We start from the raw sequence: 16457 nt of genomic DNA, 5'->3' as shown, positions 1-16457 counted from the left end.
CCTGTGAATTTTTGTGTGATTAAGTTTGATTTGATACTGCGCTAGCAATAATAAAATATGACAGAGTAGTCGCTATAGCAGCGCGTTTTAGCTATGATAGTGCGTTGGTTTTGGGCGTGTTAGGCCTTAAAATAAATGTTAAAGGTTAAAATAAAATAAATGCCATAGCCACTTTATATATCTTAACCGTTTTATATATCATAACCGTTTTGGGGTGCCCACGTTTAGCCATTTAACACTAACTTTATTACGCTTATTCATGTGTTAATTTTATTAAGATGTGTCTATTAGCAAACAATTGCAAGTCAACCCGTCGATAAAATTTTTGTACCACTCAAGTTAGTGTCAGTCAACTGCCCAATCAGTGATTTGCCCGAACTTCAATCCAAATTAAGATAAAACTATCTTGTTCAGTATAGGTGAGTTTAATGAAATTACCATCTCATTTTGTTACAAATGCGACTACTATAGCGTCAGATTTTACCATGACCCGCGCAATAAGCCTTGCGAACTTTGGTAAAACCCTGTCAATGTTGGCGATAACGCTGACTTTATCGCTTGGATTGACAGGGTGTGATTATTTTCAAACGCAAACCGACGCTAACTCGCCCATTGGTGCCAAACAAATTGCCAAACTGATTCCCAAACGTGGACAAGATAGCAAAAGCTGGGCACAAGACATCAACCAAATATTTGATACCTTAAAAATAGAAAAAAACGCGCAAAATATTTGTACCGCTGTCGCCATTATCGACCAAGAGTCTAATTTTAAAGCCAATCCGCCCGTCCCGAATTTGGGGCAATCAAGCCTAAAAGCGATGAATGAAGAGTTGGAAGAAAAATTAGGCTCAACGCTAGCCCCGTATTTTCGCACCATGCTAAAAACTGAGCCTACCCCCGATAACAGCTTTGAAAAACAAATCGCTAAAGTCAAAACTGAAGAAGAACTTGACGATATTTATCATCAGATGTTTGCGTATTTTTCAAGCAAATATTATGCCAGCAAGCTGAACAGCGTCACCAAATTGGTGGGTGGGGATATCGAAGAAAAATTAGACCCGATTACCACGTTAGGCTCAATGCAGGTGCAAGTAAGTTATGCGCGTGACCATCGCCGGATGAATGGCAATAACCTTGAACTGCGTAAAGACCTATATAGCCAATATGGCGGATTGTACTATGGTATCCATCGCTTACTACTGTATAAAGCCAATTATCAAGACCCGATTTATCGCTTTGCTGACTACAACTCAGGGATGTATTCAAGCCGTAATGCGGCTTTCCAAAAAATGCTAAAAGAGTTATCCAAAGCCGAAATAGACTATGATGGCGATTTATTGATTTATGAAAAAGGCAATAAAATCAGTGCCAATATCAGCCAAAGTGAGCAGGCGCTGATATCAATGATACAACAAGGCATGATTAGCCTAACAGAGCGACAAGTGCGTATGGACTTGGCAAAAGAAAAAAGCCAAGATTTTGAAAATACCGAAACCTATCGCACCATCGGTAGTCTTTACAAAATGAAAACTGGCAAAAATGCACCTACTGCCATCATGCCACAGGTGGTCATCTCTGGCGCAAAACTCAGCCGTGACTACAATACCAAATGGTACGCCGACAAAGTCAACGTACGCTATTTAAATTGTATGAATAAAGCTAAATTTTAGCGTTTCTCAAAGCGTGCAATACTTTCCACATGCCCTGTGTGCGGGAACATATCCATCACGCCAGCATGGGTGAGCTTGTAGCCTTTGTCAAGCAGCACTGCGGTATCGCGGGCAAGCGTAATCGGATTGCACGACACATAGACGATGCGCTTGGCATTGAATTTATCCAGATACTGCATCACTTCTAAGGCGCCTGAGCGGGGTGGGTCAATCAGCAGCGCATCGACTTGCCCAACCCAAGGCTCACTCGAGAAATCTTTGGTCAAATCTTGGGCAAAAAAGTCGGTATGGTGCAAGCCGTTGGCGGTGGCATTCATTTTGGCGCGCTGTGTCATCTCACTGCTGCCTTCCACCCCAATCACAAAGCCCGTATCACCCACTTGACGCGCCAGTGGCAGACTAAAATTGCCCAAGCCGCAAAACAAATCAAGCACTCGCTCGCCTGGCTGCAACGCTAATAAATCAATTGCCAGCTTGGTCATTTTACGATTGACTGACAAATTGACTTGGGTAAAATCCAGTGGCGAGAATTCAAACGTCACATCAAACTCGGGCAACCGATAAAACAAACCGCCTGTCGGTGGCACAGTCAGGCTTGATGGGCGCGCATGGGCAGTATTTTCATACAATGGGTCAATACGATGTACCGTGTCGCTACCTTTGGGCTGTAAAAATAACTGCCAGTTACGCTCGGCAAAAAAGGCTTGCAGTTTTGCGATATCATGCTCACCTAAATCCACCATGTGACGGACAATGACGGCGATGGATTTTTTGCTATCGATAACATCATCAAGCGTTTCACCCATCGCTAACTCAAGCTGTGGAATATGGTCACGGGCGTCAAGCGAACTGATAAGCGCTTTTAAGTTCTCAATTTCAAAGCCGACACGCGGATCAAGCACATGGCATTCATTTAAATTTGCCAAAAAATTGCTGGCGCGCTCACGAAAACCGACCAATGCCGTGCCTTTTTTCTCGACATAGCGCACGCCCATACGTGCCTTGGTGCGGTAGCCCAAACGGTCAGCCACCAATGGCGGAAGCCAGTGTTCAGGCTGGATATGGGCTTGGTGTTCGAGCAGCTCTGCCAGTACAGATTGCTTAAATTGAATCTGCCCATCGGGTTGCCAGTGCTGTAAGCTACAGCCACCACACACCCCAAAATGCGGGCAAGGCGGGGTCGTGCGTTCAGGGTTTGGGTTTGCCAGTACGAGAGCCGCGTCCCCTTCTTCCATGCTTTTACGTGAGCCTGTGATTTTGACGCTCACGGTCTCGTTGGGCAGCGCAAAGCTAACGAATACTTTTTTGCCATGTTTATCGAGGTGATGGTCGGGCTGGTCACCGTAACTTGCCACGCCACGTCCATCATGAGCAAGGTTGGTCACTGTTAGGGTAACGGGTGGGGCGTCTTGCAAACGTTTACGCACCCGCGCGGTGGGTTTGATTTTTTTGCTTGGGTTTTTGGTGAGTTGCGAAGACGACGTTTGGTCAGCGGTAGCGTTTGACATTTATTAAAAAACCTATTTAATCGAGGGTCAGTGTAAATATTTATTACAAAATTCATCAAAATTTTGTGGTTATGATAGCTTAAAATGGATTTTTTTTATATCAATACCTGACTTTAAATCGCTAAAAGAAGAAGGTTTGGATGTGATTGCGTAACTGGTCATCACTTATCATAGAGCGTTATGTAAATGCTTTAAAATTTTACCAACAACAAATGAGCCAAGTGGTTATTTTTAAAAAGCAAAGTTGTGCTATGATGGTGTTTTATCCGTTAGCTATATAGGTTAATCGACACCATCATGCACGAACTAGAACTCAAGTTTGCTGTCCCAAGCTATCAACAAAGCGTCTTAAGAAAAAGCATCGACACCAAAACTGCGCGGCAACAGCGCCTATCTGCGTATTACTTTGATACCGCCAATCAAGACCTTGCCAAACAAGGCATCGCCCTGCGTATTCGTTTTGAAGACAGCCAATGGGTACAAACCCTCAAAACAGCGGGTGATGGCGTTGCCAAACGCGTTGAGCTCAATACCGTGCTGAGCCTGACGGGTACGCCAGATACCCTTGATGTTAGTAGCTTTGTGCCCGATGTTTCACTGATTACAGAGCCAACAGTCGTAGCGCAGCTGACGAACATCATGCCGCTCGACCAGCTCGCTCAAGCCTTAACCGTGCAATATTTCACCGATGTGCAGCGCACTTCTCGCCAAATTAAGAAAAATAACAGCCGCATCGAAATCGCTTATGATATCGGTAAGGTTGGCATAGGTCGCCTAAACTCACAAAAACACGCCAATAATCATGGGTTAACCCAATCGGATATTCATGAAATTGAATTTGAGCTGCTTGAAGGTGACCCAAGTGATTTGATTGACATTGCAAAAACTTGGTGCAAAAAATACAAATTATATTTATCAACCGTTACCAAAGCCCAGCGGGGTAGTTTGCTACTCGCGAATAAGCAATTTGCCGAGCCTGTCAAAGCGGATTTGGCTGTGCTGCAATTACATAAAGGCATCAGCCAATTTGCGTTTTTGCAGGCAGTGGTCAATAACTGCCTAGTGCAGATTTTGCCCAATGCCTCTGCAATTGCTGAAGGCAGTCCCGATGGCAACTTAGTGCACCAACTGCGTGTCGGCATTCGGCGTTTACGTACTGCCCTCAAACATTTCAAATTTGCCCAAGATTATATTGACCCAAATTGGCTGATGGTACTCAAACAAACCTTTAGCTTGTTAGGGGAGTATCGCGATAAAGAAATCTTGCAAATAAAAACCCAGCCCCTGCTAGAGTCAGTCGGTGCACCGCATGTCGAGTGGTCAACGGCAGTCGATATCATGCCGATTGATGCCGTCAGAGCCAATGATTTTCAAATTCTGCTCTTAGAGCTGATTGGTTTTACCCATTTAGCCGTACCTGCGGACAACCCAAAAGCCAAAGCCACTGTTGCCAAGAAGTTGGAAAAACTATTTACCGCGATTGCCGTGGCAAGTGATAAATTTGCCAGTCTCGATACTGAAAGCCAGCATGGTGTCCGTAAAGACCTAAAAAGCCTGCGTTATGTCAGTGAGTTTGCTGCGCCGCTTTTTGCCAGCCAAACCAATGGCAAAAAAGGAAAAAAAGCAGCTGAGCTCAATGCTTTCTTGCAATACTTAGAGCCTGCACAAGACGTACTCGGTGAATATAATGACAACGTGGTCGGTCATGCCAATTATTTGGAAAAAGCCAAAACCGACCCAAATGCACTATTTGCGGTGGGTTGGTTTAGCGGGCGTGAGCAAGCGAGTGCCGAGCAATGCGCGGTGAGTCTAAAAACGGTTAAAAATGCGCCAAAGTTTTGGTAGTAGTTTGGCTTGATTGTAGACATGTGAATTAAAGAAAATTGCCTCTGCAGAAAGCACTAATCAGTCAATCACTGTATGACTAGTTAGGTCAGTCATGGATGACAGCATTTAGCCGCTAATTTCGATACCGACAGTAGATAATATGCGGTATATTGTCGGGTTTTTACTGAGCTAATTTTTTAGTTAATGGCAATCAAATTTATATAAAAAAGCCAATACCGTCAGATATTGGCTTTTTGCTGTCACTAGCACTAGCACTAGCACTAGGACATGCATTGTAGTGCACATTAAAAAATTATTTTCCGTAAACTTTTAAGCGTTTTTCAATAGGTTCAAAGGTTTTTTCACCTGCTGGGGCGGCGATACCACCAAATACCATCTGCGCAATGAGTTTCCAGTTGCTATCGATGTTCCATGTTTCTGCCACTTTTTCATCAATCACACCATTGTAATGCTGTAAGTTTGCACCGATGTTGAGCGCGGCTAAGGCGTTCCAAATCGCATATTGGTGCATGGCACTGGTGTGTTCTGCCCATACTGGGAAATTATGCGCATACAGCGGGAATTGTTCTTGTAAGCCTTTGACCACTGATTGGTCTTCAAAATACAAGATAGTCCCTGCACCGGCTTTAAACATGGCCATTTTATCGGCAGTTGATTTGAATTTTTCATCATCATTTACCATCGCGCGTAGCAAATCTTCGGTAATTTGCCAAAGTTTTTGATGATCTTCACCAAACAATACCACCAAGCGGCTTGATTGTGAGTTGAATGAAGAGGGGGTATGTAACACGGCATGTTCAACCAGTTTAACTACCTCATCTTTTGAGACAGGCAATTGGTCATTGAGCATGTAGATAGAACGGCGAGTTTCTGCAATATTGTGTAATGTTTCGACTGACATAATCAGCTCCTTTTCATTGTTATTTGATAATCAATCTACCTTATTAATATTAATTAAAGTTAAAGCCGATTGATGTGACACGGCTATTATATGCCTAAAATACTAATAAATAAAAACTATTTTGTAATTTTTTTTAACCATTAATTGTATTTATTAATTTTATCTAATATATTATTAAGGTTAATTTTGATAAATTTACGGCAAAATTTCGACCGCTGTACCAATATCCACTTGGTCATACAGTGTGATAATGTCTTGATTGCGCATGCGGATACAGCCATGAGAAAGCGGAATGCCCATCGGCTCGGTATTGGGCGTCCCATGAATGTAAATGTAACGCGCCTTGGTATCACACACCCCTTGCTCATTGGCGCCTTTATTAAAGCCCGTTTCATTTCCCTCTAACCACAAAATCCGTGTCAAAATCCAGTCTCGATTGGGGAATGTAGTTGCCAAATGATCGTCATAAATTTCGCCGGTAAATTGACGTGCCGCAAATACACTGTTGATAGGTAAATTATCACCAAATTTTTCGCTAATCACGTGCGCACCGAGCGGTGTGCAGCCAGTATCCTGCAGTTGTCCAATACCATTTTTGGCGGTAGAGATGGGGTAAGTTTGTGATTGGGTGGGGCTCAGATGTAAAGTAAGTTGTTGTTTTTCAATTGAAATAATGATTTTTGGGTAAGGCATAATCGACTCGTTCAATATTAAGCTTAGACTATCATAACAAAAAAGCCCATCATATTCATGACAGGCTTTTTAAGAAAAATTTGAAAACACACAATCAGTTATTTGATGTCAGCAGTGGATACCCATAAGGTAGAATCAGCAATGTTCACAAAGCCATTTTTGGCTAATATCCAGCTAAATTTGATGCCTTTGGGTAGGGTCTGCACCACGGGGCATAGACGATTGGGACAAGAGCGTACAATCGCATCTTTGTTGGTTTGTGCTTGATGACCGCTATCGGCTTGCGCAGTAAGTGGTAAAACCACCCATACCAAAGCCGCAGCCAAATTTGTCAGTTTATACTTAGCAAGGAATGATTTAATGATCGCGCTCATGATTTTTCAAAAGATACAGTCAAATAGGGAGAAAATTTTATCAATAAATTATCTATCAAAACAAAAAAAACTATTTTCACATTCACGTAAAAATACTGTAACAATAGGTATAACAAAAACTTAAAAAAGAAAAAGGCCTACGAAAACGTAAGCCTTTTTAATTTGGTCGGAACGGCGGGATTCGAACTCGCGACCCCTTGCACCCCATGCAAGTGCGCTACCAGACTGCGCTACGCCCCGAAAGGTGTACTATTCTACCAAAAATGACAGAATTTGCAATACCAACTTATCCAATTAGTTCTTTTAACAGCTGATTAACTTGCGCCGGGTTGGCTTTGCCTTTGGAGGCTTTCATCACTTGACCGACAAGACCGTTAAAGGCTTTTTCTTTACCTGACTTGTACTCATCGACCATCGCTTGGTTGTTTTTCAACACGTCTTCGACAATCGTCTTAATTGCGCCTGTATCGGTTTCTTGTTTTAAACCTTTATCGGCAATGATTTTATCCACGGCTGTTTCATCGTCACCGCCTTCGCCAGCGAATAGGGCGATAAAGGCTTGTTTAGCCAGTTTGCCTGATAAGGTATTGTCTTTGATACGCGCTAGCAGTTTGGCAAATTGGCTCACCGAAATCGGGCTTTGCTCAATGGTTTTTTCATCTTTGTTGAGCGCGCCGAGCAGGTCACCCATTATCCAGTTGGCAGCCAGTTTGGCGCTATCATGACCGACATTTGCCACTACTTGCTCAAAGTAATCAGCGAGCGAACGGCTAGCGGTTAAAATACGGCTATCATATTCAGGTAAGCCAAGCGCCGATTGAAAACGCTCACGACGTGCCACTGGCAATTCTGGCATGGCGTTTTTGATTTGTTCAAAAGTTGCGGTATCAATATGCACAGGTAAAAGGTCGGGGTCTGGGAAGTAGCGGTAGTCGTTGGCTTCTTCCTTGGTACGCATTGAGCGCGTTTCGTCTTTGTCGGGATCGTACAGGCGAGTGGCTTGTATGACTTTGCCGCCGTCTTCAATCAAGTCAATTTGACGCTCGATTTCAACCGTGATGGCACGCTCAATAAAGCGAAACGAGTTAAGGTTCTTAATCTCACAGCGAGTACCCAAGTCGGCACCGGGTTTTCGCACGGAGACGTTACAGTCGGCACGGAATGAGCCTTCCGCCATAATGGCATCAGAAATACCGAGCCAAGTGACCAACTGGTGAATGGCTTTGACATAGGCAACTGCCTCGGCAGCTGAGCGCATATCAGGCTCTGAGACGATTTCAATCAGCGGCGTACCGGCGCGGTTTAAATCCACGCCTGTCATTTGTGGCACCGCATCATGCACCGATTTGCCCGCATCTTCTTCTAAGTGAGCACGGGTGATGTGAATACGTTTGGGGTATTCGTTTTTTTCACCTTCATTGACCACAATGTCGATATAGCCTGTACCGACAATCGGGTGCGCCATTTGGCTGATTTGGTAGCCTTTTGGCAAGTCGGGATAAAAATAATTTTTACGGTCAAAGGCGTTCATCATGCCGATTTCAGCATTGACGCCAAGCCCAAACATTACCGCTTTTTCTACCACATCTTTGTTGAGTACAGGTAGCGCCCCTGGCATGGCTAGGTCAACAATATTGGCTTGGGTGTTGGGCTCTTGCCCAAATAGGGTTGAAGCCGATGAGAAGATTTTGGTGTTGGTGTTGAGTTGGCAGTGGATTTCGATACCGATAACCACTTCATAGTCATCCACTAAAGGCGCTTGCGGTTTATTTTCGTTTGTCATAACAAGGCTCCTTAGGCTTTGGCGATGGGTGATAGTTGTTGGTGAAAATCAGTGACTTGCTGATACGCATCGGCAGTTTGCAGTAGCGTCTCTTCATCCCATGCTTTTGCAATCAGCTGTAAGCCCACAGGCAGATTGTCACCATCAAAACCCACTGAATGGCTTAATGAAGGTAAACCGGCTAAATTCACGCCAATGGTATAAACATCCCCCATATAAATTTCGGCAGGGCTAAGGCTTGCACCGATTTTATAAGCCGTCGTTGGCGCAGTTGGGGTGGCAATGACATCACAGCTTTCAAAGGCTTTGGTAAAATCTTGGCTGATGAGGCGGCGTACTTTTTGCGCTTTGACATAATAGGCATCAAAATAACCCGCTGATAGCGCATAGGTACCCATCAAAATACGGCGCTGTACTTCGGCACCAAAGCCTTCAGAACGTGAGCGGGTGTATAAATCTTCCAAGTTTTTTGGGCTATCACAGCGGTAGCCATAACGCACCCCATCATAACGCGATAAGTTAGATGAAGCCTCGGCTGGGGCGAGCAAATAATAAGTGGCAAGGGTGATTTCAGGTTTGGTCAAATTCACATCCACCAAGCTTGCACCCAAGGCCTGGTATTGTTTTAATGCCGCTTCTACACTGGCTTTAACCTCGCTATTTAAGCCATCGGCAAAGTATTCGGTTGGGATGCCGATGCGTAACCCTTGAAGCGGTTTATCATGGCTGGCATTGGCTTGGCGTTTGCTAGTCAAACTAGCGACAAAATCCGGCACATCTTTGTTGGCGGATGTTGAGTCTTTGCTGTCATGACCTGATAACACGTTGAGCAAATAGGCGCAGTCTTCTGCGGTTTTACCAAAACTGCCAGCTTGGTCAAAACTTGACGCATACGCCACCATGCCATAACGTGAGACACGTCCGTAAGTTGGCTTAATCCCTGTCAAACCACAAAATGACGCAGGTTGGCGAATTGAGCCGCCGGTATCTGAGCCTGTGGCAAGGGGCGCAAAACCTGCCGCAACCGCTGCCGCGCTACCGCCCGATGAACCGCCTGGTACACGGCTGATATCCCAAGGGTTGTGCACGGCGCCAAAGTAAGATGACTCATTGTCCGAGCCCATCGCGAACTCATCCATGCTGGTTTTGCCAAGCATGACTAAGCCTGCATTTTGGCAGTTTTCAACGATGGTGGCGTTGTAAGGCGCCACAAAGTTTTCTAGCATTTTTGAGCCACAAGTGGTTAAAACGCCTTGGGTACAAAAAATGTCTTTATGAGCCAGTGGTACGCCCGTCAAGTCTGCGCCTTTGCCCTCTGCCAATAATTTATCGGCGGCGGCAGCTTGCGCTAATGCTTGTTCAGGCGTGACTGTGATAAAGCTGTTGATGACTTTATCATGCTGGGCAATCCGATTAAGAAAATGTTGGGTAAGTTCGGTACTGCTAAAGTCTTTATTTTTTAGACCTGCCGCCAATTGGGCAACCGAAAACGTATGTAGTTCAGACATAATTTTCACTTATAATTAATTAACAAAAATTTGACAAGTTATTCGATGAGCTGTGGCTTATTCAATGACCTGTGGCACAAGGTATAAGCCATCAGCGACACTTGGCGCAATGGACTGATTTAGCTCACGATTGACTTCGACCCCATTACCGCCAACAACATCTTCTCGCAGTGGCTGGGTCATATCATGGACATTGGTAAGCGGTGCGATATTGTCAGTATTGACCTCTGCCAAAATATCCATCATCGATAGGATTTTGCTTAGGTCATTGGCATAACTATCTGCCTGCTCAGCGGTCACGCCAAGTCGAGCAAGTTTGGCGATGTTCATAATTTCATCAGTTGAAAGCGTCTGCGACATGATGAGTTCCTTAAGTACAAACAAAAATAAAACGGACAAACAAGGCAAATGTTCGATGCGATTTTAAACCAGCCAATTATAGCAGCAGGCTATAATAAAAGAGGCTAAAACCTGATAAAAACAGTTGCATAAGTTTAGTTACTTTTAATAACAAATTTGAAAAAATAGGGTGATGTGACCTAAATAATTTGTCACAAAAAATTCGTGAATAAAGATAGAATGTGATTAAATCACTATATTTTGCGATATTTTACCGCTATAATCTAGCACTATTCTTACTAAACGCAAATTAATCGCATTAAAGTCACTATTGCCTAAACCTCTTTAAAATCATCGTCACCTTTTTTATCTAAAAAGATAGCCTTTTAACTGTGAATCGTTAAGAGTTTCTTGCTATTTTTTATGTAAAATACAGCGGCTGTAAGTAGCTTGCTTCAGATTTTTTGCTAGTGGGCACAATAGGGTGGTTTTGAAACATGGGCATTAGAAACATCGGCATTAAAGGCTTTTAAATAAACGCTTTTAAAAAATGCGTTGTTGACTCGATGTGCGATTAAACACCCCGCTAATTTCTGCTTTGCTTGCAGTGTAGTTTTGTTATCACTGGGAAATGATACATGAGCCTTTTCGGATTTTTATCAAGTAATATCGCCATCGACCTTGGCACTGCCAACACGTTAATTTTCACCCCAGGTAAAGGTGTGGTCCTCAATGAACCAACGGTTGTTGCGCTTCGTAGTAACCGTACCCAAAATCCTACCGTTGCGGCCGTCGGTCTTGATGCCAAACAAATGCTAGGTCGTACCCCAGATAATATCACTGCGATTCGTCCACTCAAAGACGGTGTGATTGCCGATTTTGAAGTGACTCAAAAAATGCTCAAGCATTTTATCAACAAAGTGAAAGTGAAACGTTTTTTGGCCAATCCAAACGTGATTGTTTGTGTGCCTTGTAAATCTACTTTGGTAGAACGTCGTGCGATTCGTGAAGCGGTTGAATCGGCAGGCGCAAACAAAGCCTTATTGCTTGAAGAGCCTATGGCAGCTGCGATTGGCGCAGGATTACCCGTTCATGAAGCCAGTGGTTCGATGGTGGTGGATATTGGTGGCGGTACCACAGAGATTGCGGTGATTGCACTATCAGGCTGTGTGTATGCCGACTCCATCCGTATCGGCGGTGATGTGTTCGATGAAGCGATTATTACTCATGTCCGCCGTACCCATGGCTGTGTGATTGGTGAAACCACGGCTGAACGCATCAAAACTGAAGTAGGGACGGCAATTGAAGATCCTGAAAACCCCTTGGAAGTGGAAGTGCGTGGTCGTAGTATGGCAGAAGGGGTGCCTAAATCATTTGTGGTGACATCCGCCGAAATCCAAAAAGCCTTAAGCGACCCTATTGCTGGTATTATCTCAGGTGTCAAAGCGGCGCTTGAGCAAACCCCGCCTGAATTATCAGCCGATATCGCAGAGCGTGGTATTGTATTAACCGGTGGTGGTGCACTATTACGCAATCTTGATGAGCTGATTTCGCGCGAGACAGGCTTGCCTGTCACGGTAGCCGAAGACCCTTTGACTTGTGTCAGCCGAGGTGGTGGTAAAGCGTTAGAGTTTATCAATAACAAAGCATTGAATATGATTTTTGTCTGATGTTAACTGATGTGTTACCGTTGACCGCTATTTTTTAATAGCGGTTTTATTGCTTTATTGACAAGATGATTTTACGATAGCTTTCTTTAAAAGATTTTTGCTACCCTTATCCGTGTTGTTAGCGCTTGCTGTATTGACTGTCACGGATTTTACTTGGATGTTACTTATGTCACTTACCATTTTTACCCAACAACCACTCGCCATTCGCAAGACCCTTATTGTGGTGTTTGCGGCGATTGTGCTGATGTTATTGGATAGTAAAAATAGCAGTTGGTTTCAGCCAGTACGTACCGTGACCCATGCCGCCATGCAGCCCATCTATCAAGTATCGGCTTATCCAAGTTTTTTTGCAGGTTGGCTTGATAGTACCATGACCGAAAAAGAAGCGTTACGCCGTGAGAATGTCCAGTTAAAAGCTGAGCTTGTCCACGCCAAAGCGCAGTTGCAGCAGCAAGACTATCTTGTCGCGCAAAATGCCCGACTGCAAGGGATTTTATCCGCCACCACGCCAGACCAGTTTAATTTGCTGTTGTCGCACGTGATTGGTACCGATAGCAATCCACTGCGGCAAATGGTGGTCATCAATAAAGGCAGCAAAGACGGGGTGATTGTCGGGCAAACGGTGATTGATGAAAACGGCATTCTTGGACAAGTCGTCAATGTTTATCCCGATACCTGCCGTGTGGTGTTAATCAGCGATGACCAACAATCCGTTGCAGTGACTATCAAACGTACCGGGCAAAAAGCCATCGTATCGGGCAAAGGTAATCCGCAGTATTTGGTGCTAGATTATATCTTTAAGGCGTCAGATGTACGCATTGGCGATGAGCTGATTTCATCAGGGCTTGGCGGTCGTATTCCTGCCGGATTTCCTGTTGGGCGCGTGGCAAAAGTAGAAGCCGAGCAAGCGGGGGGCTATGCCAAGATTATGGTGAAACCCGCTGCCAATTTTATCAATACGTCTTATGTTTTACTGCTTCAGCAAAAGGTTTAAAATCACTGATTATGGTCGTCGTTCAGCGCAAAAAAACCAAACAGCATTTATATATTGTGATGGCAATCAGTTTTATTATCGCATCGGTACTCAGTGTGTATCCGCTTTCGGCAGAGATTGCGCTATTTCGTCCGATGTGGATGATTATGATGCTGATTTTTTGGCTGATATTTCAACCGACTTTGATTGGCATGGGATTGGCGTTTGTGGTTGGTCTGTTTGCTGATTTACTCACAGATAGCCGAATCGGTCAGCAAGCCTTATGTGCGGTGCTGGTGGCATTTTTTATCAAATTTGTCAGTGGTTATTTACGCCAACTGTCCTCAAACTTGGTATGGCTGCTTGCTGGCGCCTGTTTGCTGATTTATCAACTTGCGTTAATTTTTCTGCATTTATTTACCCAAGGGGTGTTTGCACCCCAATTACTTTATACCGTTGCCGTCAGTACCTTAATTTGGCCGCTGTTAGTCGCTGTCATGCTGCGTTATACGCGATGAGCGTATTGAGAAGTTATTATGTATCAATTTAATGCCACTATACCGATTATCTTGGCGTCCACCTCACCCAGACGGCGTGAGTTGTTAGATCAAGTTGCGGTGCCACATACTTGCGCGGCAGTCAACATTGATGAAACACGGCTAGCAGAGGAAGCAGCGATTGACTATATTGGGCGTATGGTGAGTCAAAAAGCGCAAGCTGCTTTACAAGTTTTGCCAACCGCTATGACCGAGTGTGTGGTAATTACCGCCGATACTATTGGCGTATTGCCGGATGGGGCAGTACTGCAAAAACCTAACGATTTTGCCGATGCCTGTGCGATGTGGCGGCAAATGAGCAATGCCTCGCACCAAGTATGGACCGCGGTGCAAGTGAGCCGACTGGCGCAGCGGGGCGGTCAATGGCAGATGGATTATGCTGAGCGCACTGTGGTGAGAACTGATGTCAAATTTATCGCACTCACTGACAGCATGATGACGCATTATTGGCATACGGGTGAACCACAAGACAAAGCTGGCGGTTATGCCATTCAAGGGCTGGGCGCTGCGTGGGTCAAAGCGATTGACGGTAGCTATAGCAATGTGGTTGGACTGCCACTGGTAGAAACTTTAGACTTGCTTTCTCAGGTGATGCAAGCCCATTAGTAAAAATAAACTTAAAAAAAGCCATAAGTGCAAATCTTATGGCTTTTTTATCATGTTTTAAAGGGTTAACCCAATGTCGCTTTGACCAACTTTGAGATCAAAGCGGGGTCAGCGCGACCTGCGGTTTTGACTTTTAACGCATTCATCACAGCGCCCATTTGCTGCATTGAAGTGGCACCTTGCTCAGCAATTTCAGCAGCTACCAGATTGGCAATTTCTGCTTCACTCATGGGTTGTGGCAAGAATTGACTAATCACATCAATCTCGAATTGTTCTTTTTGTGCCAAGTCTTCCCGACCATTGGCGGCAAAAATCGCGAGCGACTCTTGGCGCTGCTTGGTTTGCTTTTGTAAGATGTCTAGTACACCTGGATCATCGAGCGTTATTTGGCGGTCAATTTCGATTTGTTTTATCACCGCTTGTACGTTGCGTAGCACTTTAACTTTTTCAAGCTCACGCGCTTTCATGGCGGTTTTGACCACATCGGTCAGGGTGTCTTTTATGGTAGTCATGGTTTTAACGCTCCCTAATGTTAGCTAATGGCGTTTTTAAAATTGTGGTTAGCAACATAGCATAAAAAAATCCACTTAACAAAGTGGATTTTATCATTTACTGGTATTGGGTTGTCTGTCGACAAATTACCTTAGTAAAGACGAGTCGTGCGTACTGATTCACGTGACATTTTCTTTTTGTAACGTTTTACCGCAGCTGCTTTTTTGCGTTTACGTTCTTGAGTTGGTTTTTCATAGAACTCATGTTTACGTACATCTGCTAAAATACCGGCTTTCTCACAAGCACGTTTAAAGCGGCGAATTGCGATATCTACAGGTTCGTTCTCTTTTACCTTTACTGCTGGCATGTAGACTCCTTAAGTCTAGGCTTATTGATAGAAAATGAAAATGCTATCAACAAAGCGGGGTTAGTGGGTCAGGAACATTAATCCGGCTGTATAGGTGATTATTAGCCAACCTACCCATGGTTTGGCATCAGCTCAGATTAGGATAAAAATAGGTGCGAATTTTAACTAAATATTGAATGTAAGTCAATGTAAATTTTAGCTTTTTCATAACCTGTTAAATTAAAAAATCCTCCTCCTAGCCAATTGCCTTGTTTTATCTAACCAGTAAAAAATTTTTGCCGGTTATTGTAACAAAATACACAATGATAGTAATGATTTAGCAAGGTGGCTTTAAAATGTTATTTTATTCATACGGCAGTAATGCTAATATAGTCACTACTTCTCATGTGATAACAACATAGCGCTAGATGTCGTACTAGCCATTTGCCAGTCGACATTACCACGTAAAACATTACCATGCAAAAACAGTTTGTAGGGCTATTAAAAATTTATACATTGATGTGAAATTAGATTTCACCTTATTTGAAAGGAAAAGGTTATGCTACCGATATCAACACGCAATGCCACGCTAGCCAGTCTTATGCTTGCCTTAGGTCTTACCATGAGCGCATGTAGTAAGCATGAGTCAGCTGAAAGCAAACCAACCGAAGAAATTGCCGCACAGCAAGGTGAAATCGCTCGTGCAAACCATCCCATGCCAGTGGCTTCACAGCCTGCTTCATTTGTGCCACCGACAGCCGCCTCAGCCGCTGCCACCACGACGACAGCAACCGCTACCCAAGTTTCTGCTGATGCTGGCGAAAAATTGTTTGGTAGTGTATGCACCACTTGCCACACGGCAGGCTTGATGGGCGCACCAAAATTTGGTGATAAAGCCGCTTGGGCACCTCGCATTGCGCAAGGTAAAGACACGCTGTATAAACACGCCATCAGCGGCTATCAAGGAAAAGCCGGTGTAATGCCAGCCAAAGGCGGTAGCCAAGCCTCAGATGATGAAGTAAAAGCTGCCGTTGATTATATGGTCTCAAAAGCAAGCTAATGGGTAATGCGCCATTTATAAAATAAAGGCTATATGTTCAAGCCTATGCAACAACTAGTATCTAGCACTTTACTAAATCCAGTCACTAGCAAAATAGTTGGCTGGTTTTTTTATACGTTTTTTATACCC

General features: G+C 44.1%; 16 protein-coding genes and 1 tRNA gene. 7 read left to right on the top strand and 10 right to left on the bottom strand.

The features are described from left to right. Positions 1-485 precede the first annotated feature (485 nt). The gene (locus RTS09_RS05840; RefSeq protein WP_312535226.1) at positions 486-1670 is read left to right on the top strand and encodes a DUF1615 family protein; all 1185 of its coding nucleotides are present in this window, start codon (positions 486-488) and stop codon (positions 1668-1670) included. On the opposite strand, the gene rlmD is transcribed toward RTS09_RS05840, so the two are convergent. Then, positions 1667-3178, bottom strand: a complete 1512-nt coding sequence (rlmD, locus tag RTS09_RS05835; protein ID WP_312535135.1) for a 23S rRNA (uracil(1939)-C(5))-methyltransferase RlmD — start codon at positions 3176-3178, stop codon at positions 1667-1669. The genes RTS09_RS05840 and rlmD overlap by 4 nt on opposite strands. A gap of 297 nt (positions 3179-3475) precedes the next feature. Between rlmD and RTS09_RS05830 the strand changes: the two genes are divergently transcribed. Continuing rightward, the gene (locus RTS09_RS05830; RefSeq protein ID WP_312535133.1) at positions 3476-5023 is read left to right on the top strand and encodes a CYTH and CHAD domain-containing protein; all 1548 of its coding nucleotides are present in this window, start codon (positions 3476-3478) and stop codon (positions 5021-5023) included. Between the two features lie 295 nt (positions 5024-5318). On the opposite strand, the gene RTS09_RS05825 is transcribed toward RTS09_RS05830, so the two are convergent. The 7 genes from RTS09_RS05825 to gatC form a co-directional block, all read right to left on the bottom strand. Then, on the bottom strand, positions 5319-5927 hold the full coding sequence (locus RTS09_RS05825; RefSeq protein ID WP_050324646.1) for a nitroreductase family protein: 609 nt from the start codon (positions 5925-5927) through the stop codon (positions 5319-5321). A 195-nt stretch (positions 5928-6122) separates the two neighbouring features. Continuing rightward, entirely contained in the window at positions 6123-6620 is a 498-nt protein-coding gene (locus RTS09_RS05820) for a L,D-transpeptidase family protein (protein WP_312535131.1), read from the bottom strand. Positions 6621-6718: 98 nt separating this feature from the next. Next, positions 6719-6994 (bottom strand): hypothetical protein, encoded by a 276-nt coding sequence (locus tag RTS09_RS05815; protein ID WP_312535129.1) that lies wholly within the window; start codon positions 6992-6994, stop codon positions 6719-6721. Positions 6995-7157: 163 nt separating this feature from the next. Then, a tRNA-Pro gene (locus RTS09_RS05810) sits at positions 7158-7234 on the bottom strand. 46 nt (positions 7235-7280) lie between these two features. Further along, positions 7281-8777 (bottom strand): Asp-tRNA(Asn)/Glu-tRNA(Gln) amidotransferase subunit GatB, encoded by a 1497-nt coding sequence (gene gatB / locus RTS09_RS05805; RefSeq protein WP_312535126.1) that lies wholly within the window; start codon positions 8775-8777, stop codon positions 7281-7283. Positions 8778-8788: 11 nt separating this feature from the next. Continuing rightward, positions 8789-10285 (bottom strand): Asp-tRNA(Asn)/Glu-tRNA(Gln) amidotransferase subunit GatA, encoded by a 1497-nt coding sequence (gene gatA, locus RTS09_RS05800; protein WP_312535123.1) that lies wholly within the window; start codon positions 10283-10285, stop codon positions 8789-8791. Positions 10286-10342: 57 nt separating this feature from the next. Continuing rightward, positions 10343-10645, bottom strand: a complete 303-nt coding sequence (gatC, locus tag RTS09_RS05795; protein WP_036598404.1) for an Asp-tRNA(Asn)/Glu-tRNA(Gln) amidotransferase subunit GatC — start codon at positions 10643-10645, stop codon at positions 10343-10345. Between the two features lie 617 nt (positions 10646-11262). Here gatC and RTS09_RS05790 point away from each other — a divergent pair. The 4 genes from RTS09_RS05790 to RTS09_RS05775 all read left to right on the top strand — a co-directional run bounded on the left by RTS09_RS05790 (position 11263) and on the right by RTS09_RS05775 (position 14430). Further along, positions 11263-12294, top strand: a complete 1032-nt coding sequence (locus RTS09_RS05790) for a rod shape-determining protein (RefSeq protein ID WP_065253383.1) — start codon at positions 11263-11265, stop codon at positions 12292-12294. Positions 12295-12460: 166 nt separating this feature from the next. After that, positions 12461-13288: a rod shape-determining protein MreC gene (gene mreC / locus RTS09_RS05785; RefSeq protein WP_036598406.1), complete on the top strand. Its 828-nt coding sequence runs from the start codon at positions 12461-12463 to the stop codon at positions 13286-13288. A gap of 11 nt (positions 13289-13299) precedes the next feature. Beyond that, positions 13300-13785, top strand: a complete 486-nt coding sequence (gene mreD, locus RTS09_RS05780; RefSeq protein WP_159676651.1) for a rod shape-determining protein MreD — start codon at positions 13300-13302, stop codon at positions 13783-13785. An 18-nt stretch (positions 13786-13803) separates the two neighbouring features. Beyond that, positions 13804-14430, top strand: a complete 627-nt coding sequence (locus RTS09_RS05775) for a Maf family protein (RefSeq protein WP_312535122.1) — start codon at positions 13804-13806, stop codon at positions 14428-14430. A gap of 65 nt (positions 14431-14495) precedes the next feature. Here RTS09_RS05775 and RTS09_RS05770 read toward each other — a convergent pair whose 3' ends face one another. Continuing rightward, positions 14496-14942, bottom strand: a complete 447-nt coding sequence (locus tag RTS09_RS05770; RefSeq protein WP_138018538.1) for a GatB/YqeY domain-containing protein — start codon at positions 14940-14942, stop codon at positions 14496-14498. Positions 14943-15073: 131 nt separating this feature from the next. Further along, the gene (gene rpsU / locus RTS09_RS05765) at positions 15074-15289 is read right to left on the bottom strand and encodes a 30S ribosomal protein S21 (protein ID WP_007115522.1); all 216 of its coding nucleotides are present in this window, start codon (positions 15287-15289) and stop codon (positions 15074-15076) included. Between the two features lie 538 nt (positions 15290-15827). Between rpsU and RTS09_RS05760 the strand changes: the two genes are divergently transcribed. Next, positions 15828-16328, top strand: a complete 501-nt coding sequence (locus RTS09_RS05760) for a c-type cytochrome (protein WP_312535120.1) — start codon at positions 15828-15830, stop codon at positions 16326-16328. Positions 16329-16457 lie beyond the last annotated feature (129 nt).

It is taken from the genome of Moraxella sp. CTOTU47618 (assembly GCF_032017425.1).
Lineage (GTDB): Bacteria > Pseudomonadota > Gammaproteobacteria > Pseudomonadales > Moraxellaceae > Faucicola > Faucicola tetraodonis.
Note: the sequence above shows the minus strand (reverse complement) of the source record. Positions and strands in the feature narration are given on the sequence as shown.